This is a genomic window from Nocardia miyunensis NBRC 108239 (assembly GCF_001613065.1).
Lineage (GTDB): Bacteria > Actinomycetota > Actinomycetes > Mycobacteriales > Mycobacteriaceae > Nocardia > Nocardia miyunensis.
On record NZ_BDBQ01000036.1, the window covers coordinates 47359 to 67186 of the forward strand.

Below are 19828 nucleotides of genomic sequence, written 5' to 3' on the forward strand. Positions count from 1 at the left end.
GGCGAGCGGGTGCCGGTTCGCGGTCCCGGGACCGAGTTCGAGGCGGCAGCTTCACGCCGTATCGGCACCGGTATCCGGCCGGACACATATCGCAGTACGGCGGCGCGAGGATGTGTTCGGCGCGAGTGAACGCAAACCGGCTTTCGGGCATGTGCCCGTCCGGGACCGATCCCGAGGCAGCGGACTCACTCCGTATCGGCACCGGTGTTCGGTTGCATGGTGGGACGTAGGGGGAGGCGGGCGGGGTGCGGGTGCGATCGATGTCGGAACCGGCATGACCGGACGTTCACTCGCGGGTGCGGGCGATCCGCGGCGGTCGGCCGTTCGGATTCAGCCTCCGAGGGACCGGAAGGCGGCCGGCGAGCAGTGTCCGGGTGCGGATGCGTAACCGATAGCTGTGTTGTCGCCCGATGTTTGCCGACGTGTTCCGATGGGGTTTGCTCAGGTGGGTGGGCGGAGGGCGGCGAACTCGTCGGTGACGCGCAGGCCGTCATCGGAGAAGCGGTAGAGGGCGGCGGGGCGGCCGCCGGATTTGCCGGGGGTGGAGGTGGCGCCGGTGGGCGTGATCACCTTGCGGCGGGTCAGGACTCGTTGCAGATTCGTCGTGTCGACATCGTATCCCAATGCCGCACAATAGATTTCGCGCAGAGTTGACATGGTGAACCGCGACGGGGCAAGGGCGAAGGCGATATTGGTGTAGGACAGCTTCGCGGCCAGGCGGGTGCGGGCGTGCCGGGCGACGGTGCCGTGGTCGAAGGACATCTCCGGCAGGGCGGAGACCGGATACCAGCGGGTATCGTCCGGCAGCTGCGGGTCGGCCGTGAGCGGGACCAGTCCCAGATAGGCCGAGGCGATGCGTCGCGGCGGCGGCACCCGGCCCGGATCGCTGAACACCCAGACCTGCTCGAGGTGGGACACCTCGCGCACGTCGACCTTCTCCGCGAGCTGGCGGCGGGCCGAGAAGTCCAGATCCTCGTCGTCGCGCAGCCGCCCGCCGGGTAGCGACCAGGTGCCGGTCTGCGGCTCCATCGCGCGTTGCCACAGCAGCACCCCGAGCTCGGTGTGCCAGCCGGATGCCGATCGGGCCGCGTTGGGGTCGACCGGCTCGTTGCTGTGTTGACCTGCGGTGACGGTGTCGCGGAAGCGACGAACTTGGAACACGGCGGTGAGCGATTCGTGAATGGTGCTACTATGGGGCACGTTTTCGATTATAAGTCGAAAACCGGTTGTGTGCGAAATCGGCGGAGACGCCGGTCGCAGAAGAGAAGGAGCCATGCCATGGCGACTATGACGTTGACCGGGCGCGTCACCGACGGTCCGTCGGGGTTCACGGGTGTCGAGGCGACCCCGGAGTGGGCGGCGGAGATCAAGCGACTCGCGCGCGAGCGCAATGCGACGATCCTGGCGCACAACTACCAGCTGCCCGAGATCCAGGACGTCGCCGACCACGTCGGTGACTCGCTGGCACTGTCCCGCATCGCCGCCGAGGCCCCCGAGGACACGATCGTGTTCTGCGGGGTGCACTTCATGGCCGAGACCGCCAAGATCCTGAGCCCGGACAAGACCGTGCTGATCCCGGACCAGCGCGCGGGCTGCTCGCTGGCCGATTCGATCTCGGCCGACGAGCTACGCGAGTGGAAGGCCGAACACCCTGGGGCGCTGGTGGTTTCGTACGTCAACACCACCGCCGCGGTGAAGGCGCTCACCGACATCTGCTGCACCTCCTCCAACGCCGTGGACGTGGTCGCCTCCATCGATCCCGACCGTGAGGTGCTGTTCCTGCCCGACCAGTTCCTCGGCGCGCACGTCAAGCGGGTGACCGGCCGGGAGAACATGCACATCTGGGCGGGCGAATGCCACGTGCACGCGGGCATCAACGGTGACGAGCTGACCGAACAGGCCCGCACCCACCCCGACGCCGAACTGTTCGTGCACCCCGAATGCGGTTGTGCCACATCGGCGTTGTACCTCGCGGGCGAGGGCGCCTTCCCGGCCGAGCGGGTGCACATCCTGTCCACCGGCGGCATGATCGACGCCGCGAAGGCCGCGACCTCGCACCAGGTTCTGGTCGCCACCGAGATCGGCATGCTGCACCAGCTGCGCAAGGCCGCGCCCGGCATCGACTTCCAGGCCGTGAACGATCGGGCCTCCTGCAAGTACATGAAGATGATCACCCCGGCCGCGCTGCTGCGCTGCCTGACCGAGAATCGTGACGAGGTGCACGTCGACCCGGAAACCGCTGCGGCGGGACGTGATTCGGTGCTGCGCATGATCGCGATCGGTAATTCCGGCGGTGGGGAGTGAGCATCCCCGACCCCGGATGTGGTGAACCGCGATGAGCGCCCCGGTGATCCGGTGGGAGAACGAGGCGGATCTGGTGGTGATCGGTGGCGGCGTCGCGGGTCTGACCGCGGCGCGCACCGCCTCACTGCGCGGACTGCGGGTGCTCACCCTGAGCAAGGGCGGGCCGGCGGACACCTCCACCCAGTACGCGCAGGGTGGCATCGCCGTCGTCGCGCCGCACGGGGATTCGGTGGAGTCCCACGTCGAGGACACGGTCGTGGCCGGTGTCGGACTGTGCGAACCCGAGGCGGTGCGGTCGATCGTCGAGGGCGGTCGCGGCGCGGTCGCGGCGCTGACCGATCTGGGTGCGGTCTTCGATCTGGGCCGGGACGGCGAGGTTTCGCGCACCCGGGAGGGCGGGCACAGCACCCGGCGCATCATTCACGCCGGTGGTGATGCCACCGGTGCGGAGGTGCAGCGGGCGCTGAACGCGGCCGGCCTGCCGGTGCTGTTCGGCGCCGCCGCGGTGCGGATCGTCACCGGACCGCGCGGAGTTCAGGGCGTTGTCGCGGTGTCGGACAAGGGCTTCGGCGTCGTGCACGCACCCGCGGTACTGCTGGCCACCGGTGGTCTGGGGCAGTTGTACGCGTGCAGCACCAACCCGCCCGGGGCCACCGCGGACGGGATCGCGCTGGCCCTGCGGGCCGGTGCGACCGTCGCGGACCTGGAATTCGTCCAGTTCCATCCGACCGTGCTGTTCACGCCGGGTGGTCTGGGGCGGCGGCCGCTGATCAGCGAGGCCGTGCGCGGCGAGGGCGCGAAAATCGTGGATTCCCAGGGTGATTCGGTGACCGACGGAGTGCATCCGCGCGGTGATCTGGCACCCCGCGATGTGGTCTCGCGGGCGATCGCGGCCCGGCTGCGCGCGCTGGGAACCGATCACGTCTTCCTCGACGCCCGCGCGATCGAGGGCTTCCCGCAACGGTTTCCGACCATCACGGCCTCGTGCCTGGCGGCCGGAATCGATCCGCGCGCGGATCTGATCCCGGTCGCGCCGGCCGCGCACTACCAGTGCGGTGGGATAGCCACCGACACCCACGGCCGCACAACAGTTCCCGGCCTGTACGCCGCGGGCGAGGTGGCGCGCACCGGTCTGCACGGAGCGAATCGGCTGGCCTCCAACAGCCTGCTCGAGGGCCTGGTCGTGGGTGAGCGGGCCGGCGCCGCGGCGTCGGAGCGGCTCGGTGAACCCGGACGCGTCGGCGAGATCGGCGACTGGGAGTTCCCGCGCGCGGACCGGAAGTTGTTGCAGGAGTTGATGACCGAGAACGCCGGTGTGGTGCGCGACGGTGACGGCCTGCGCGGGGCGGTGCTGCGGCTGCTGCGCCTGCTGAACGATCGCAACGGCGGGACCCGCGCGGTGTCCGCGAATCCTCCCGAGGCTCCGGATGATCCGGAGCGGGCGCACGACGTCAGCGGGGTGATCGCCGATATCGAGGACGCGGCGTTGACGCTCACCGCCCGCGTGATGCTGCTGGCCGCGGGCGCTCGCACCGAGAGCCGCGGCTGCCACACCCGATCCGATCACCCCGAAACCCGCGACGACCTGCGCCGGAGTGTTCCGGTGCGGCTGGGCCCGGACGGGCGGCCGCAACTGGTCACCGCCGTGGCCGAGCAGGACACCGAGTGGGGTGCGCCGGTGCCGAGGGCGTCGTGAGACCGGGGCCGGATCGACCGAACGAGACGAATGCAGGAGTACGCCGATGAGCTTGGATCCCGGACTGGATCGCGAGGAGATCCGCACCCTGATCCGTACCGCGCTGGATGAGGATCTGCGGTACGGGCCCGATATCACCACGGCCGCAACGGTTCCCGAGCAGGCCGTGGTGAAGGCGGCGATGGCCTCGCGCCAGCCGGGCACCGTCGCCGGAATCGACGTCGGGCTGCTGGTGCTGGACGAGGTGATCGGCGCGCGGAACTACGAGGTCACCGAACGGGTGCCGGACGGCACCCGGGTCGCCTCCGGTGACACCGTGCTGAGCGTGCTCGCCCCGACCCGCGGCCTGCTCACCGCCGAGCGCACGATGCTCAATCTGGTGACCCACCTGTCCGGCATCGCCACCGCGACGGCCGCCTGGGTGGATGCGGTCGCGGGCACCGAATGCCGTATCCGCGACAGCCGCAAGACCCTGCCGGGCATGCGTTCTCTGCAGAAGTACGCGGTGCGTGCCGGTGGCGGGGTCAACCACCGGATGGGCCTGGGTGACGCCGCGCTGATCAAGGACAACCACGTGGTGGCCGCCGGATCGGTGGTCGCGGCCCTGCGCGCGGTTCGCGCGCTGGCCCCCGACATCACCTGCGAGGTCGAGGTGGACACCCTCGAACAACTCGACGCCGTACTCGAACACGACGTGGAACTGGTTCTGCTGGACAACTTCCCCCTGTGGGCCACCCAGGCCGCCGTGCAGCGCCGCAACACTCGCGCCCCGCGCACGAAACTCGAGTCTTCGGGCGGACTCTCGCTCGACATGGCCGCCGAATACGCCGCCACCGGCGTGGACTACCTCGCCGTCGGCGCGCTCACCCACTCTGTCCGGGTCCTGGACCTCGGCCTGGATATGTAACCGGGTCCCGTGCGAGGGATTCGAGCTTTCCACCGTTGCGGCGAACGCAGACGGTCGAACAACAGTGAGTGGTCGTGGACGCTGACGCCCTCGCTTCGGCAGCGTGAGCCGAGACTGGACGCGGAGATGACGTCCAGCCCGCGGTCGTTGCCGCCGCTACCCGGGCACAGGCGAGCGGCGGTGACGCTCAATCGGTTGCCAATGCGGCGAGCAACGGGAGCGATATGGCCAGGGCGTTGTTGACGCCGTGCACGACGACGCCCGGCCAGACCGAACCGTCCGTAGCGGCTCACGTCGTCCGCGTGCTCACCCTGGTCGACGGACTGAACCTCGATATGTTCTGTTCCCGGACCGCGTCGACGCGGCCGCGGCACGAACGGCGATGCGCTGGTTCGCCGACCACATCGTCAGCTGAAATCTCCGGACTATCCGGTGAGTTCGCGTTCGAGAGGCGTCCGGAAACGGGGGATCGCGCGGACGTCGCCGTACCACGCCTCGATCCGGGCAGCCTCCGCGGCGATGCTCTCGGTGGCCTCGCGGCCGATGTCCTCCAGTGCGCGCCAGACGATCTCGCCGTCGGTGCGCTGGGCCCAGCCGCCCACGATGCGCCCGCCCCACCAAACCGTGGGCCCGACATTGCCGTTGCCGTCGAACAGTGCGGTGCGGTGCGGACCGAGGAACCATTCGCGGTCCTGCCAGCCCATCGGCGTCGGGTCGAGCGCGGGCAGCAGGGCCGGGCTGGGCTCGGGTTCGGGGACCGGGTCGAGATCCTCGGCGAGCAGTACGCCGGTGCCGCCGTCCAGATCGACCTCGGCGATATCGAGCTGCGCCAAGGTCTTTCGGACCTCGCCGAGGGTCCAGCCGGTCCACCATTTCAGATCCGCGACCGGCGCCGGGCCGAATGCGTGCAGCCAGCGTCGCACGAGTTCGGCACGGGCGGTCTCGGCCGGCAGCGCGGGAACCCCTGCGGGCAACCAGGATTCGATCGGCTCCCAGACGTACTGGGTGCTGGCCCAGCTGCCGTTGGGGCGTCCCCGCACGATCCGGCCTTCACATCCCAGGATGAGCAGGACCCAGCTGGTGATGGCGGTGGGCTTGGAGTACGGCTTGCCGGGCGCGGTGTCGACCTGCGTGCGCAGCCGCGGCACCGCCGCGCCGAGCTGTGCGCCGGTTGCGCTGCCTCGGGCCAGCAGTTCGCGGTGAGTTTGCTCTTCCACCTCCGCGAGCCAGCTGCCGATATCCCCGTCGACGACCTGTTCGAGATGGCGCGCGTAGGTGCGGCGCTGTTTGACCGCCTGCGCGTCGGCGCACGAAGCCTGGAGCGCGGGCACCAGGTCGAGCGGGGCGACGAACATGGTCCGGCGCATCGCCAGCATCCGCAGCAGGGTCCGGTCGGTGTAGAGGGCCTTCTCTATCCGGTCGGGTTCGAGCTCGCGACTGCGCGCGGCCACGGACAGGAAGACCGTCGCGGGATCGGTGGCGTGCAGTACTACCAGTGAACGGGTGATCGCCGCGGCGTCGTCCACCCTGGTCGCGGCGGCGAGCCGGTGCCGCACGGCCAGGCGTGCCCGCCGCTGCGCGGCATCGATCGAACGCATGGGCGAATACTAGCGGTGCGGATCTGTGAAATCCATGACACGGGCGCTCGGCGCGAGCACCGCCGCGAGCCGGGATGATCGTGGTCGTATGCGGCACGACGATCAGCGCGAGGTGAGCTGAGCCGCCGATGATCTCGTTTCGGTCGCGCGGTGATCTCGTGCGCATCGCACAGTGGTTCCACATATTTCCGCCGGATCACGCTCCGGCGTCGGCGGCGTCCGCGCGGCCCGCTACACTCGTGCGGGAACACGCGCGGGTGACTGCGCAAGGTAAGTCATGGATCGCGGAGAATTCGGAGTAGTGCCATCGAAACCGGCCAAGTGATCGCAGGGCATTACCGCCTGGTCGAGCGGATTGGTAGCGGCGGCACAGGCGTCGTCTGGCGCGCCGTCGACGAGCGGCTCGAACGGTCGGTGGCGATCAAGCAGATCCTCACCCAGCCCAGTCTGCCTCCGGGTGAGAAGGAGATCGTGCGTGCGCGTGCCTCGCGCGAGGCACGTAATGCGGCCCGGTTCCAGCACCCCAACGCCATCGTGGTCTTCGACATCACCGACCACGAGGGCGATCCCTGCCTGGTGATGGAGTATCTGCAGTCGCAGAGTCTGGCGATGGTGCTGTCCTCGCAGGGCACACTGCCTCTGGACCAGGTCGCGCGGATCGGCGAGCAGGTGGCTTCGGCGCTGGTGGCCGCGCATCGCGCCGGGATCGTGCACCGCGACGTCAAGCCCGGCAATGTGCTGCTCGGTGAGAACGGCACCGTCAAGATCACCGACTTCGGCATCTCCAAGGCCAAAGGCGATGTCGCGCTGACCGCGACCGGTCTGATCTCCGGCACCGCCGCCTACCTCGCCCCCGAGGTGGCCCGCGGCACCGACCCGACGCCCGCCGCCGACGTCTTCGCCTTGGGCGCAACGCTTTTCCACGCACTCGAGGGTGAGCCGCCCTACGGCAGCAACCCCAATCCGCTCGCCCTGCTGTACGCGGCGGCCAACGGCCAGCTCAGCCAGCCCCGCAATGCCGGACAGCTGACCGACCTGCTGCTGGATCTGCTCAGCTTCGAGCCCGAGGACCGGCCGAGCATGGTCGAGGTCCGCGACCAGCTGGCCGATTTCGCCGACATGGCCGATGACGCCGTGCCGACCCGCATGCTGGCCACGCATCGTCCCGCGCCGCGCCGCGCGGCCACCCGCACTCTGGATCGCCGTGCCGAACAGGCCGAGATCTCCACCGCGGAGATGATGGCGCAGGAGGCCCCGTCGGAGCCGAGCCTGCCGCCCGTGCGCCCGGTCCGGCCCAACGGGCACCCCACCCGATCCCATCCCATCCAGGCGCCCCCGCCGGAGGAGCCGGGCAACCGCCGGACGCTGCTGTTCGTCGGCGGTTTCGTCGGGGGCCTGGTGATCGTCGGCGTCGCGCTGTACCTGTTGTTCGGCGGCTCGCCTCCGCAATCCTCGTCCGCGCAGGCGAATTCGACCTCGACGAGTGCTGCCGCGCAGACGACCGAGGCCTCGGCCTCGACTCTCGGGCAGACCAAGAGTGCGGGTAAGGCCGATGTGGGGTCCGCGGCGAGTATGGTCGCCGATTTCTACAACGACCTGGTCGGCGACAGCGGCAACCTCAGCGATGCGTGGAAGATGTTGACCCCCGCCGCTCAGCAGGTCTACGGCAGCGAGTCGGCCTTCGAGAACTACTGGACCGAGAACCCGGTGACCAAATGGAGTTCGGTCAAGGGGGCCAACGGTTCTGGCACCAACGCGGACGGATCGGTCGACATGTCGGTCGGCAATGTGACCAATGCGGGCCATTCCCGGTCGGTGTCGTTGCGCGTGGTCGTCGGCAGTAGCGGCAAACTGCTCATCGACAGCAACACGAAGTCCTGAGCGGTATCGGGTCTGTCCCGAAGACGCCCGATGGCGCAATCGCGCACCCTCGGGTTTGCCGTACTCGTTGTCCCGGTTAGCCTTCCACTGTGGATATACGGCAGATGCTCAGAGAGGAGCGCGCCGAGCTGGTTGCGCTTCTGCATACCCTGAGCGACCAGGAGTGGGAGTCACCGTCGCTGTGTGCGGGGTGGCGGGTGCGCGATGTGGTGGGGCATCTGCTGTACGACGCGATTCCGCTGCCGGAGTACGCGATGGCGGGCGTGCGCTGCCGGTTCTCCCCGGATCGGGTGAACAACACGCTGGTCGACCGCACGAAAGCGCTGTCCACCGAGGAGTTGCTGGACAAACTCGAGCACACCGGTGAACACATCACCCGGCTGGTCCCCAAGGTCGGCCTGGCCGATATGTTCGTCCACCAGCAGGACATCCGCCGTCCCCTCGGGTACGAACGCGCCGTGCCCCCCGAACGCCTGCGGGCGGTGCTGGCCCATCCGGACCCGTTCGCGCACCCCGGCCGATACACCGCCGGCCTCCGATTCGTCGCGACCGATGTGGAGTGGTCCCGCGGCGTCGGCCCGGAGGTCAGCGGTCCCGCCGAGGCGCTGGCCCTGGCGATGGTCGGCCGAACCGTCGCCCTGGACGACCTGACCGGTGACGGAGTGCCGATCCTGCGCCTGCGTCACGGGTGAACCGCGCGGCCCATCGAGGTCTGCGCCCGACGACATCCTGGCCCGGTGAGTGTCGCGCGGCAGCTGTCCCGGCGACCGGTTCTCGGCCGCTGAGTGTTGCTGTTCGCCAACGGTCCAGTGGCGCACGGAGAGCAGCTGTTCTCCCCGAGTGCCGTGATGTCGTCTTCGGTTGCGGCGCAATATGTCCGCGTGGTGACCGTGGCCTCGTGTCCGCCGACAGATCTGCACTGTGATCGTCATCGGCCGTCTCGCCCGGGTATATCGGCGCTACCGGACAAGGCCGCGTATTTCATCGAGAGTAGTTGCAGCCGAACACAACTCATCCTGGCGATGGCGATGGCGATGGCGATGGCGATGGCGATGGCGATGGCGATGGCGGACAGCGAAGGCCGCCGCGTAGCGCGGCGGCCTCCGGCATCGGTGAACGCTCAGTCCCGGGTGACGGCGTATCCCGACACATGTGTCGGCCGGATCGCCAGCTTGACGCGATCCTTCGCATCGGGCGGCACGATCGGCCCGCCGCCGTAGCGCTGGGACAGGCTGCTGTAGAGCGAGCCCGCCGGATCGGGATCGATGTGGTCGACCACCCCGCGGATCTCGATGTAGCGGTACGGCTTGTCCGGATCGAAGATCGAGATGGATACCCGCGGCTCGGCGGCGAGATTCCGGAACTTCTGCCGGGCGTTGGTGTGCGTGAACCAGATGAGTTCGCCGTCCCAGTCGAACCACATCGGATTGACCTGCGGCGCTCCGTCGGGCCGGGTGGTGCCCAGGCTCGCGAAGATCGGCCGCTCCAGCAGGTCACGGGCTTTGGCGGGGATTTCGACCATCGTCGCTCATTTCTTCATCGGTGTTCGGTGTACGTCCGGATCGAACCGCAACGGACGCCCGACTATGCCCGAAGGGTGAGCGGCCGGTCGGGCGGCGGATAACCCGTGGCGCGGACCCGATAGTCTGGTATGTGGTCCGGGGCTATCCTGCCTCGGGTGTGATGACCAGCACAGACAAGGATTCCACACCGCTATGACATCCCGCATCGAGCTCGCCCGCGTCGATCTGCGCGGTCGTACTCCCACCGCTGCCGAGCTGCGCACCGCGCTGCCGCGCGGGGGAGTCGACGTCGACTCGGTGTTGCATCATGTGCGGCCGGTCGTGGAGGCGATCCGCGATCGGGGTGTCGAGGCGGCACAGGAGTTCAGCCAGAAGTTCGACGGCGTGACGCCCGCCTCGATCCGGGTGCCCGGCCAGGAGCTGGACCGCGCGCTGGCCGAACTGGATCCGGCCGTGCGCACCGCGCTGGAGGTCGCCATCGAGCGGACCCGCAAGGTGCACGCCGATCAGCGCCGCACCGACACCACGACCGAGGTGGTGCCCGGAGGTACGGTCACCGAGCGCTGGGTTCCGGTGGAACGCGTCGGGCTGTACGTGCCCGGCGGCAATGCGGTCTACCCGTCCAGCGTCGTGATGAACGTGGTGCCCGCTCAGGCCGCCGGGGTCGGCTCGCTCGTCGTGTCCTCCCCGCCGCAGGCCCAGTTCGGCGGGCTGCCGCATCCGACCATCCTGGCCGCGGCGAAACTGCTGGGCGTGCAGGAGGTCTGGGCCGTGGGCGGTGCCCAGGCGGTGGCTCTGCTGTCCTACGGCGGCACCGACACCACCGGATCCGCGCTGGAACCGGTCGACATGATCACCGGCCCCGGCAATATCTACGTCACCGCCGCCAAACGCCTGTGCCGCGGCCTGGTCGGCATCGACGCCGAGGCCGGTCCCACCGAGATCGCGATCCTGGCCGACGCCACCGCCGATCCGGTACACGTGGCCGCCGATCTGATCAGCCAGGCCGAACACGACGTGCTCGCCGCCAGCGTGCTGGTCACCGACAGCGCCGCGCTGGCCGATGCGGTGCAGGCCGCGGTGAACGCGCAGCTCGAGGTCGTCAAACACCACGACCGGGTGGCAGAGGCGTTGTCCGGCAAGCAGTCCGGCATCGTCCTGGTCGACGACATCGATCAGGGCCTGCGCGTGGTGGACGCCTACGCCGCCGAACACCTCGAGATCCAGACCGCCGACGCGTCCGCGGTGGCGGCCCGAGTACGCAGTGCCGGAGCGATTTTCGTCGGCGCGTGGTCGCCGGTGAGTCTGGGCGACTACTGCGCCGGATCCAATCACGTCCTGCCGACGGCCGGCTGCGCCCGGCACTCCTCCGGGCTGAGCGTGCAGACCTTCCTGCGCGGCATCCACGTCGTGGAGTACTCCGAGGCCGCGCTGAAAGATGTCGCGGGACACGTTGTCGCGCTGTCGAAGGCAGAAGACCTGCCCGCGCACGGCCAAGCGGTTCAGGCGAGATTCGAGGCTCTGCGGTGAGCGCGGCCGACCCGACCGTATCCGGCGTGTGCTGTGGCCGCACCCGGGGCACGGTCGCTCTGTTGTGCGATGAGGTGAGGGTATGACGAAGGCAGTGCAGATTCCGGGTTCGGCCGTGTCCCTGGACGATCTGCCGCTGCGGGAGAACCTGCGCGGCAAATCCCCTTACGGCGCACCGCAATTGACCGTGCCGGTACAGCTGAACACCAACGAGAATCCGCATCCGCCGAGTCGCGCGCTGGTCGACGACGTGGCCGAATCGATCCGGGCCGCGGCGGCGGACCTGCACCGCTACCCGGACCGGGACGCGGTCGCGCTGCGCACCGATCTGGCCGCCTACCTGACCCGGCAGACCGGCGTCGCCCTGGACACCTCGAACGTGTGGGCCGCGAACGGTTCCAACGAGGTGCTGCAGCAGCTGCTGCAGGCATTCGGCGGACCGGGCCGCAGCGCGATGGGTTTCGTGCCGTCGTATTCGATGCACCCGATCATCTCCGAGGGCATCGACACCGAGTGGGTGGAGGCCAAGCGCGACGCCGACTTCACCCTGGACATCGACTCCGCGCTCGCACACATCGCCGAACGCCGCCCGGACGTGGTGTTCGTGACGAGTCCGAACAATCCGACCGGGCACAGCATCGCCCTGGCGGATCTGGTCCGGATCCTCGAGGCGGCGCCCGGAATCGTCATCGTCGACGAGGCGTACGGTGAATTCTCCAGCGCCCCCAGCGCTATCGAGCTGATCGACCGGTTCCCGGCCAAGCTGGTGGTCAGCCGGACCATGTCCAAGGCGTTCGCCTTCGCCGGTGGCCGCCTCGGCTATCTGGCCGCCGCGCCCGCGGTGATCGACGCGATGCTGCTGGTGCGGCTGCCGTACCACCTGTCGGTGGTCACCCAGGCCGCGGCGCGGGCGGCGCTGCGGCACGCCGACGAAACCCTCGCCAGCGTCGCGGAATTGGCGGTGCAGCGCGATCGGGTCGCGAAAGCCCTGGGCGAGATGGGATTCCGGGTCGCGCCGAGCGATGCCAACTTCCTGCTGTTCGGTCCGTTCGCCGACGCGCCGCGTGCCTGGCAGCGGTATCTGGACGAGGGCGTGCTGATTCGCGACGTCGGCATTCCCGGGCATCTGCGCGTGACCATCGGCCTGACCGCCGAGAACGACGAATTCCTGCGCGTTAGTGCGATTCTGGCGGCCAGCGAGCGGGTGATCCCGTGACCGTGAACACCGATCCGGCCGCCGACGCGTCGGCCGGTACGAGTCCCGAGGCGAGAGCGAGTATGCACCGAACCGCGCGGGTGGAGCGCACCACCAAGGAGTCCAGCATCGTCGTCGAGCTGGATCTGGACGGCACCGGCCACACCGACATCTCCACGGGCGTGCCCTTCTACGACCACATGCTGACCGCGCTCGGCGCGCACGCCAGTTTCGACCTGAGCGTGCACTCGCAGGGCGATATCGAGATCGAGGCGCATCACACCGTCGAGGACACCGCGATCGTGCTCGGGCAGGCGCTGGGCCAGGCGCTGGGCGACAAGAAGGGCATCCGGCGGTTCGGCGACGCGTTCATTCCCATGGACGAGACGCTGGCGCACGCGGTGGTGGACGTGTCCGGGCGGCCCTACTGTGTGCACACCGGCGAGCCGGATCACCTGTTGCACACGATCATTCCCGGTTCGGCGGTCTCCGGTTCGGCGGGGTCGGCATTGCGTCCCGGGGCGCCGTACTCCACGGTGCTGAATCGTCACGTGTTCGAATCCATCGCGCTCAACGCGCGCATCGCGCTGCACGTGCGGGTGCTGTACGGCCGCGATCAACATCACGTCACCGAGGCCGAATTCAAAGCTGTGGCACGGGCTCTGCGCGCCGCGGTCGAATTCGACGAGCGGGTCAGCGGCGTGCCCTCGACGAAGGGGACGCTGTGAAGTCTGTAGCGCTGCTGGACTACGGTTCGGGCAACCTGCATTCGGCCAACCGCGCCCTGATCCGCGCGGGCGCCGAGGTGACCGTCACGGCCGATCCCGAAATCGCCTTGGCCGCGGACGGTTTGGTGGTGCCCGGCGTGGGCGCTTTCGCCGCCTGCATGGCCGGACTGCGCGCGGTGCGCGGTGAACGCATCATCGGCAAACGGCTCGCGGGCGGTCGTCCGGTGCTGGGCATCTGCGTCGGGATGCAGATCCTGTTCGAGCGCGGCGTCGAGTTCGGCGTGCAGACCGAGGGTTGCGCGGAATGGCCCGGCACGGTGGAGCGCCTGTCCGCCCCGGTCCTGCCGCACATGGGCTGGAACACCGTGCGCCCGCCCGCGGACAGCGTGCTGTTCGCGGGAATGGACGAGCAGACCCGGTTCTACTTCGTGCACTCCTACGCCGCGCAGAAATGGGCCTGGAACGACGAGGACAGCTCGATTCCCGCCGCCGGGCTCACCTGGGCCGAACACGGCGGACCGTTCCTGGCCGCGGTCGAGAACGGTCCGCTCAGCGCGACCCAGTTCCACCCGGAGAAATCCGGCGACGCCGGTGCGCGGCTGCTGCGCAACTGGGTGAACTCGCTGTAGTCCCGCGCCGGGGCGTGTTCGACGGCGTCCCGGCCGAAGCCCTGCCCGATTCCGCGTCTGTTCGTCGCGTCGGCGGCCTTGGGGGTGTGCATCGATCGGCAGCCCCGGCTACCGCCGGAGGAGCCGGCCGTGAATGTCGGGCGGTGCTCGCCGGTCGGGCTCGTCACGGCTCTTCTTTCCAGGTCGTAGGTTCGTCGCGCGATTCCGGTTAGGGTCGAACCCGGTCGGGACCCATGGGGCGAAAGGGGCTGTGAGTGAGTGAATTCGGGAGCAAGTCCGGCATGGGCGCGGTGACGTTGTGAACGCGCTGGCCACGGCATTCGATCTGCCGATGTGGCTGGGGTACATCAACACCGGCTCGGCGGGGATTCCGCTGCTGAGCGGGTCGGCGTCGGGGTCGGCGGCGGCCGGATCCAGTTAGCGGATCCAGTTCAGTTCTTCGGCACCGGGTCGACACGTTCGGCCAGCCAGCGGCCGCCGACGTTGTCCAGGCGCACGTGCATCACGGTGCGTTCGGGGCGAGGCAGGCCCAAGGTCGCGTCACTGCGAGTGGTCTGGTCCACCGACACCACCATCTGAGCGTGGTCGGGGTCGGCGGTCTGGGTGCTGCATTCCACCGACAGCACATCGGAGCTGGTGTGCGTCTCGACGACGTGATTGCGCCGGTCCGTGCTGGAATTCTGGAACTCGTCGTGGAACGTGCCGGTGGAGTTGTCCAGGACGCGCTGGTTGTAGGCGTCGTAATCGGTGAAGGTGAAGGTCGTGAGCTGGCGGCCGAATTCGCAGGCGGCCATCTGCGCCGGATCCGTCGGATCCGCGGCGGCGGGTCCGGCCAGCAGGGCGCCGACGGGGATCACGCCGATACCCGACGCGGCCAGCGCCACCATGCCGATACCCGTGGCCGGGCGAGGCAGGCCCCTGTGTCGCAGCGTTCTCCGGGACATGACCGCACCCCTTGTTGCTCGACCGATGCTTGCGAAACCCGTGTCCTTGCCCCCGGACGCACAGGATCCGACCGTCGGCCGGGATCTCGCACTTGCAATGACACGCGCCCATTTCATATTGCCCAACGGGCGGCCGGGCAAACCTTACCGTCGGTCCGGTTTGTTTCGCGGGCGTGTCGCCCCGGGATCCGCCGAGTCGAGTGCTCGGCTGTCGCACGGGCCGTTCCCGGCCACGCTCGGAGTCGGTTCGGGGGCGCGGGCCTGCGGCGGGTCCGGGCCGGGGCCGAGAGCAGCGTGGTTGCCCAGTAGGCTACTGCCGTGAATCTTGTGTTGCTCCCCGCCGTCGATGTCGCCAATGGTGAGGCCGTTCGCCTGGTTCAGGGGGAGGCGGGCAGTGAAACGAATTACGGCTCGCCGCGCGAGGCCGCGCTGTCCTGGCAGCAGGCGGGCGCCGAATGGGTCCATCTGGTCGACCTGGACGCGGCGTTCGGGCGCGGCTCCAACCGAGATCTGATCGCCGAGGTGGTCGGCGAACTCGATGTGAAGGTCGAACTGTCCGGCGGCATCCGCGACGACGAATCGCTGAAAGCTGTCCTGGCGACCGGATGCGCCCGGGTGAATCTGGGCACCGCCGCGCTGGAGGATCCGGCGTGGGCCGCCCGCGCGATCGGCGAATACGGCGACCGGATCGCCGTCGGCCTGGACGTGCGGCTGACCGAGGGCGAATACCGGCTGCGCGGGCGCGGCTGGGTCAGCGACGGCGGCGATCTGTGGGAGGTGCTCGAACGGCTGGAGCGGGACGGCTGTTCGCGTTACGTCGTCACCGACGTCACCAAGGACGGCACCCTGACCGGGCCGAATCTGGATCTCCTGCGCGAGGTCTGCCAGGCCACCGAGGCGCCGGTGGTCGCCTCCGGCGGCGTGTCCACCCTGGATGATCTGCGCGCCATCGCAGGGCTGGTCCCCGATGGGATCGAGGGGGCGATCGTCGGAAAGGCCTTGTACGCCGGGCGATTCACGTTGCCCGAGGCGCTGGAGGCGGTGCGGGGTCCGGTGCCGGAGGCGGCAGCGGAGCGCAACCACGCGGGCCCCGCGCGCACGCCCGATGGACACTGAGGCGATGACCGCTCAACCGGACCGCCAGGCGCTGCTCACCATCGCGAGCGAGATATTGGATTCGGCCGCACCACGTTTCGTACAGGGACTGGGCGCGCCGAGTGAGGTCGAGAAGGGGCGCGGCGATTTCGCCACCGCCCTGGATCTGGAACTCGAGCGAACTCTGTCGCAGGCTCTGGTCGAACGCACCGGAATCGGCGTGCACGGTGAGGAATTCGGCGGACCCTCGGTCGAATCGGGCACCGCGTGGGTTCTGGACCCCATCGACGGCACCTTCAATTACTCTGCGGGACATCCGCTCTCGGGCATTCTGCTGTCGCTGGTGCACGAGGGCACGCCGGTGCTGGGCCTGACCTGGCTGCCGCTGCTGGGCCGCCGCTATGCCGCCGCGGTCGACGGTCCGCTGCTGCTGGACGGGAAACCGTTGCCGCCCTTGGCCTCGGGAACCCTGGCCGAATCCATGATCGGCTTCGGCGCGTTCAACATGGATTCGCGCGGGCGGATCCCGGGCCGGTTCCGCTTCGACCTGCTGGGTGCGCTGAGCCGGTTGTCCGGCCGGGTGCGCATGCACGGTTCCACCGGAATCGACCTTGCCTTCACCGCGTCCGGGGTACTGGGCGGCGCGGTCGTGTTCGGACATCACCCGTGGGACAACGCCGCCGGGGTCGCGCTGGTGCGCGCCGCCGGGGGAGTGGTGACCGACCTGCGCGGCGAGCCGTGGACCATCACCTCGGGATCGGTGCTCGCCGCCGCGCCCGGTGTGCACGAGGAGTTGCTGGAGATGATCGATACCGCGGTCGACGAGGCCGCCGGGGAGGCGAACCGATGACACTGGCAGTGCGCGTGATTCCGTGCCTGGACGTCGACGCCGGACGCGTCGTGAAGGGCGTGAACTTCGAAAACCTGCGCGATGCGGGCGATCCCGTGGAGCTGGCCGCCGCCTACGACGCACAGGGCGCGGACGAGCTGACCTTCCTGGACGTCACCGCCTCCACCGGCGACCGCGGCACCATGATCGATGTGGTGACCCGCACCGCCGAGCAGATCTTCATCCCGCTCACCGTGGGCGGCGGCGTGCGCACCGTGGACGATGTGGACCGGCTGCTGCGCGCCGGTGCGGACAAGGTGTCGGTGAACACCGCCGCCATCGCGAATCCGGAGATCCTGCGGCAGATGTCCGAGCGGTTCGGCTCGCAGTGCATCGTGCTGTCCGTGGACGCCCGGACCGTGCCCGAAGGCGCCGATCCCACGCCCTCGGGCTGGGAGGTCACCACACACGGTGGCAAGCGGGGCACCGGGATCGATGCGGTGGAGTGGGCGGTTCGCGGCGCTGAGTTGGGCGTCGGGGAGATCCTGCTGAACTCGATGGACGCCGACGGCACCAAGGCGGGTTTCGATCTGCGGATGTTGCGGGCGGTGCGCGCGGCGGTCTCGGTTCCGGTCATCGCCAGCGGCGGCGCGGGCAAGGTCGAGGATTTCGCCCCGGCGGTGCAGGCGGGCGCGGACGCGGTGCTGGCCGCGAGCGTATTCCACTTCGGCGACCTGACCATCGCACAGGTCAAGGACGCCATGCGCGGCGAGGGGATCACCGTCCGCTAGCGTGGTGTGCGTGAGTCTGGATCCCGCCATCGCCGCCCGCCTCAAACGCAACGAGGCCGGACTTGTCGCCGCCGTCGCACAGGAACACGGCACCGGCGACGTGCTGATGATGGCGTGGATGGACGACGAGGCACTGGCTCGCACCCTGGCGACCCGCAAGGCCACCTACTACTCGCGTTCGCGGCAGCAGTACTGGGTCAAGGGCGAGACCTCCGGGCACACCCAGTACGTGCACGAGGTGCGTTTGGACTGCGACGGTGACACCGTGCTGCTGATCGTCGACCAGGAGGGCGCGGCCTGCCACACCGGCACGCACACCTGCTGGGATTCGGATGTCCTGCTGACCGATCAGGGGTGAGCCGGTCCGGGAACGCCGGCTCGGGCCGAGCGGGCGTGTCCGTTCTACCGCGCGTCACTCCGAGGCGGGCGCGGCATCCTCGGTGGTGGATCGGCCATTGGTGCGTCCCAGTCCCCGAGTGAGCCCCACGTCGAGTTGCGCGACCATAGCCGCGCCGAGTTCGGCCAGCTGCTCGGTCTGCTGCTCGTCGAGGCCGTCCAGGATCAATCCGCGCACGGCCTCGAGGTAACCGGGGGTGGCCTGCTGCACCTTCAGATAGCCGGTTTCGGTCAGTACCGCGTCCGCGCCGCGACGGCCCGTGGACACTTCGCGTTTGGCCCAGCCGAGCCGCTCCAATTTGGTCACCACATGGGACAACCGAGATAGCGACGCATTTGCCCTAGAGGCCAGTTCGCTGAGCTGAAGTCGGCGTTCGGGTTCTGCGGCCAGTAGCTCGAGGACGAAGTACTCGAAGTGGGTGACGCCGGATTCGCGCTGCATCTGCGTGTCCATGGCGGCGGGCAGCCGGGTCGTGAGCGCGACCAGGATTCGCCACGCTCGCTGTTCGGTGGGGTTCAGCCACTTCGTCACTTCGAGCCTCTCTTACAGCCAAGTGACGTGATCTCGTTAGCGAAACTGGTTGGTCTTGAATGGTCAATCCACGGTCACCTGCAGACACGTAGTTTGCCATGATTTCGCTCGATGGTCACGGGTGTTGTGAATGACGTGACATCTCTCACCCGTTGTGTTCCACGTCAGCGGGCTCGGCCGGTGCCGGCGAGCCGGAATTCTTGCGGTGCCGCCCGGCGCGGTGGGTGCGCCACCGCCCGCGCATCCGCATGAACAGTGCGAGCAGGAACAGGGCCGCGGCGACGATGGCCCCGATCAACGACGCGCCGCGAAATCCTGGCGCTTGGACGTCCAGCACGCGCTCCCCGGCATGGGCCGCGCCGCTGCCGCCCCAGACGATGGTGAGCGTCATCAGATTCGGCAGCGCCACTACGAGCGCCAGCACGGCCGCACATCCGGCCATGAACCGCCCGGCCCGCCGTCGCCAGACCGTGACGACACCCATCAGCAGGAACAGCGGGATCACCGTGCAGAAGAAGCCGAGCCCCAGACCCGACCAGATGCCCTTGGCGAAACTGCCGTGCCCGGACATGGTCGCGATGCGCTGCGCCCACCAGCGCGGAATGAACGAGGCCAGAATGAAATAGGCGACGACCAGCGCCACGATCACGGCGGCAACGCCGACGATACGATTTCGCCACGTATGGGTGCTGGATGATTGCTCCGCACTTTGCGAGGTCATGTGACCAGCGTAGGCGGAATTTGCCGAAGTACCGGGCGCGGCACACGCCCGGTACCGAAAAGCCGGTCAGACTCCGAGCAGCGTGGCCACTTCCGGATTCTTGATCTGCATGACGTCCAGAATGCCGTGCGCCTTCAGGAACGGCCTGAGTTCCTTGATGCGATCGGCGTGCTCGGCGTACTCGTCCGGGAATTTGCGCCGGTCCAGGCTCTCCAGGGCTTTGGCGTAGGTGACGAACGAGGCCAGGGCGTCGGACCGGGATCCGCCGGTCTGCGGGGCGCGCGGCATCGTCCGGGGCGCCTGGCCGGGAGTACCGCTGAGCGGCTGGTACCGGGGACCCTCCGGTGCGATCGGTTGCGAGGGGTACATCGGGTTATGAACTCCGCTCTGTCTCGGTTGCCCCGCCGCGCCGCGCTGATCAGACTCGCGCCCCGCGGAGGGCATGAAATGATAGCTGGTAAAGCTGCTGGTGAAACGGGGCGCGGAACCTCTCGGCATCGATCGCCGATCGGCCCGGCCCGGTAGAGCA

General features: G+C 68.9%; 20 protein-coding genes and 1 pseudogene. 14 read left to right on the plus strand and 7 right to left on the minus strand.

What is annotated here, in order from left to right:
• Positions 1-441: 441 nt before the first annotated feature.
• Entirely contained in the window at positions 442-1200 is a 759-nt protein-coding gene (locus tag NM2_RS14765; RefSeq protein ID WP_067668832.1) for an NUDIX hydrolase, read from the minus strand.
• A 78-nt stretch (positions 1201-1278) separates the two neighbouring features.
• Here NM2_RS14765 and nadA point away from each other — a divergent pair, with 78 nt between their 5' ends.
• The 3 genes from nadA to nadC are packed head-to-tail and all read left to right on the plus strand — an operon-like array spanning position 1279 to position 4907.
• Positions 1279-2304 carry a quinolinate synthase NadA gene (nadA, locus tag NM2_RS14770; protein WP_067668833.1) on the plus strand — a complete coding sequence of 342 codons (1026 nt, stop codon included), beginning with the start codon at positions 1279-1281 and terminating at the stop codon, positions 2302-2304.
• 31 nt (positions 2305-2335) lie between these two features.
• Positions 2336-4000 (plus strand): L-aspartate oxidase, encoded by a 1665-nt coding sequence (locus tag NM2_RS14775; protein WP_067668836.1) that lies wholly within the window; start codon positions 2336-2338, stop codon positions 3998-4000.
• A gap of 46 nt (positions 4001-4046) precedes the next feature.
• Positions 4047-4907 (plus strand): carboxylating nicotinate-nucleotide diphosphorylase, encoded by an 861-nt coding sequence (gene nadC, locus NM2_RS14780; protein ID WP_067668838.1) that lies wholly within the window; start codon positions 4047-4049, stop codon positions 4905-4907.
• A gap of 425 nt (positions 4908-5332) precedes the next feature.
• On the opposite strand, the gene NM2_RS14785 is transcribed toward nadC, so the two are convergent.
• Positions 5333-6505: a winged helix DNA-binding domain-containing protein gene (locus tag NM2_RS14785; protein WP_067668840.1), complete on the minus strand. Its 1173-nt coding sequence runs from the start codon at positions 6503-6505 to the stop codon at positions 5333-5335.
• Positions 6506-6826: 321 nt separating this feature from the next.
• Between NM2_RS14785 and NM2_RS14790 the strand changes: the two genes are divergently transcribed.
• Together NM2_RS14790 and NM2_RS14795 are read left to right on the plus strand one after the other, a co-directional pair.
• The gene (locus NM2_RS14790) at positions 6827-8386 is read left to right on the plus strand and encodes a serine/threonine-protein kinase (RefSeq protein ID WP_067668842.1); all 1560 of its coding nucleotides are present in this window, start codon (positions 6827-6829) and stop codon (positions 8384-8386) included.
• Between the two features lie 104 nt (positions 8387-8490).
• Positions 8491-9078: a maleylpyruvate isomerase family mycothiol-dependent enzyme gene (locus tag NM2_RS14795; RefSeq protein ID WP_067668844.1), complete on the plus strand. Its 588-nt coding sequence runs from the start codon at positions 8491-8493 to the stop codon at positions 9076-9078.
• 428 nt (positions 9079-9506) lie between these two features.
• Here the strand turns inward: NM2_RS14795 and NM2_RS14800 are convergent, their stop codons facing one another.
• On the minus strand, positions 9507-9908 hold the full coding sequence (locus NM2_RS14800) for a PPOX class F420-dependent oxidoreductase (RefSeq protein WP_067668846.1): 402 nt from the start codon (positions 9906-9908) through the stop codon (positions 9507-9509).
• Positions 9909-10101: 193 nt separating this feature from the next.
• On the opposite strand from NM2_RS14800, the gene hisD reads away from it, so the two are divergent.
• The 5 genes from hisD to NM2_RS52580 all read left to right on the plus strand — a co-directional run bounded on the left by hisD (position 10102) and on the right by NM2_RS52580 (position 14412).
• Entirely contained in the window at positions 10102-11439 is a 1338-nt protein-coding gene (hisD, locus tag NM2_RS14805; protein ID WP_067668848.1) for a histidinol dehydrogenase, read from the plus strand.
• 82 nt (positions 11440-11521) lie between these two features.
• Positions 11522-12655, plus strand: coding sequence for a histidinol-phosphate transaminase (locus tag NM2_RS14810; RefSeq protein WP_067668850.1), 1134 nt, complete (start codon positions 11522-11524; stop codon positions 12653-12655).
• Between the two features lie 62 nt (positions 12656-12717).
• Positions 12718-13362, plus strand: coding sequence for an imidazoleglycerol-phosphate dehydratase HisB (hisB, locus tag NM2_RS14815; RefSeq protein ID WP_067669045.1), 645 nt, complete (start codon positions 12718-12720; stop codon positions 13360-13362).
• Positions 13359-13991: an imidazole glycerol phosphate synthase subunit HisH gene (gene hisH / locus NM2_RS14820; protein ID WP_067668852.1), complete on the plus strand. Its 633-nt coding sequence runs from the start codon at positions 13359-13361 to the stop codon at positions 13989-13991. The genes hisB and hisH overlap by 4 nt, the downstream gene beginning before the upstream one ends.
• Positions 13992-14289: 298 nt before the next feature.
• A complete protein-coding gene (locus tag NM2_RS52580; RefSeq protein ID WP_268929580.1) occupies positions 14290-14412 on the plus strand; it encodes a hypothetical protein in 123 nt (40 codons plus the stop codon).
• 10 nt (positions 14413-14422) lie between these two features.
• Here the strand turns inward: NM2_RS52580 and NM2_RS14825 are convergent, their stop codons facing one another.
• Entirely contained in the window at positions 14423-14935 is a 513-nt protein-coding gene (locus tag NM2_RS14825; RefSeq protein ID WP_157121094.1) for a hypothetical protein, read from the minus strand.
• A 318-nt stretch (positions 14936-15253) separates the two neighbouring features.
• Here NM2_RS14825 and priA point away from each other — a divergent pair.
• From priA to hisI, 4 genes and pseudogenes are all read left to right on the plus strand, one after another.
• A pseudogene (gene priA, locus NM2_RS14830) lies at positions 15254-15982 on the plus strand (bifunctional 1-(5-phosphoribosyl)-5-((5-phosphoribosylamino)methylideneamino)imidazole-4-carboxamide isomerase/phosphoribosylanthranilate isomerase PriA); the annotation flags it as partial.
• A 73-nt stretch (positions 15983-16055) separates the two neighbouring features.
• The gene (locus tag NM2_RS14835) at positions 16056-16880 is read left to right on the plus strand and encodes an inositol monophosphatase family protein (protein WP_067668856.1); all 825 of its coding nucleotides are present in this window, start codon (positions 16056-16058) and stop codon (positions 16878-16880) included.
• Positions 16877-17650 (plus strand): imidazole glycerol phosphate synthase subunit HisF, encoded by a 774-nt coding sequence (gene hisF / locus NM2_RS14840; RefSeq protein WP_067668858.1) that lies wholly within the window; start codon positions 16877-16879, stop codon positions 17648-17650. Before NM2_RS14835 ends, hisF begins: the two co-directional genes overlap by 4 nt.
• 10 nt (positions 17651-17660) lie before the next feature.
• A complete protein-coding gene (hisI, locus tag NM2_RS14845) occupies positions 17661-18008 on the plus strand; it encodes a phosphoribosyl-AMP cyclohydrolase (protein ID WP_067669047.1) in 348 nt (115 codons plus the stop codon).
• A gap of 54 nt (positions 18009-18062) precedes the next feature.
• Here the strand turns inward: hisI and NM2_RS14850 are convergent, their stop codons facing one another.
• The 3 genes from NM2_RS14850 to NM2_RS14860 form a co-directional block, all read right to left on the minus strand.
• Positions 18063-18578, minus strand: coding sequence for a MarR family winged helix-turn-helix transcriptional regulator (locus tag NM2_RS14850; RefSeq protein ID WP_067668860.1), 516 nt, complete (start codon positions 18576-18578; stop codon positions 18063-18065).
• 145 nt (positions 18579-18723) lie between these two features.
• The gene (locus NM2_RS14855; RefSeq protein ID WP_067668862.1) at positions 18724-19299 is read right to left on the minus strand and encodes a permease; all 576 of its coding nucleotides are present in this window, start codon (positions 19297-19299) and stop codon (positions 18724-18726) included.
• 66 nt (positions 19300-19365) lie between these two features.
• Complete coding sequence (locus NM2_RS14860; RefSeq protein WP_067668864.1) at positions 19366-19668, minus strand: hypothetical protein; 303 nt, start codon at positions 19666-19668, stop codon at positions 19366-19368.
• Positions 19669-19828 lie beyond the last annotated feature (160 nt).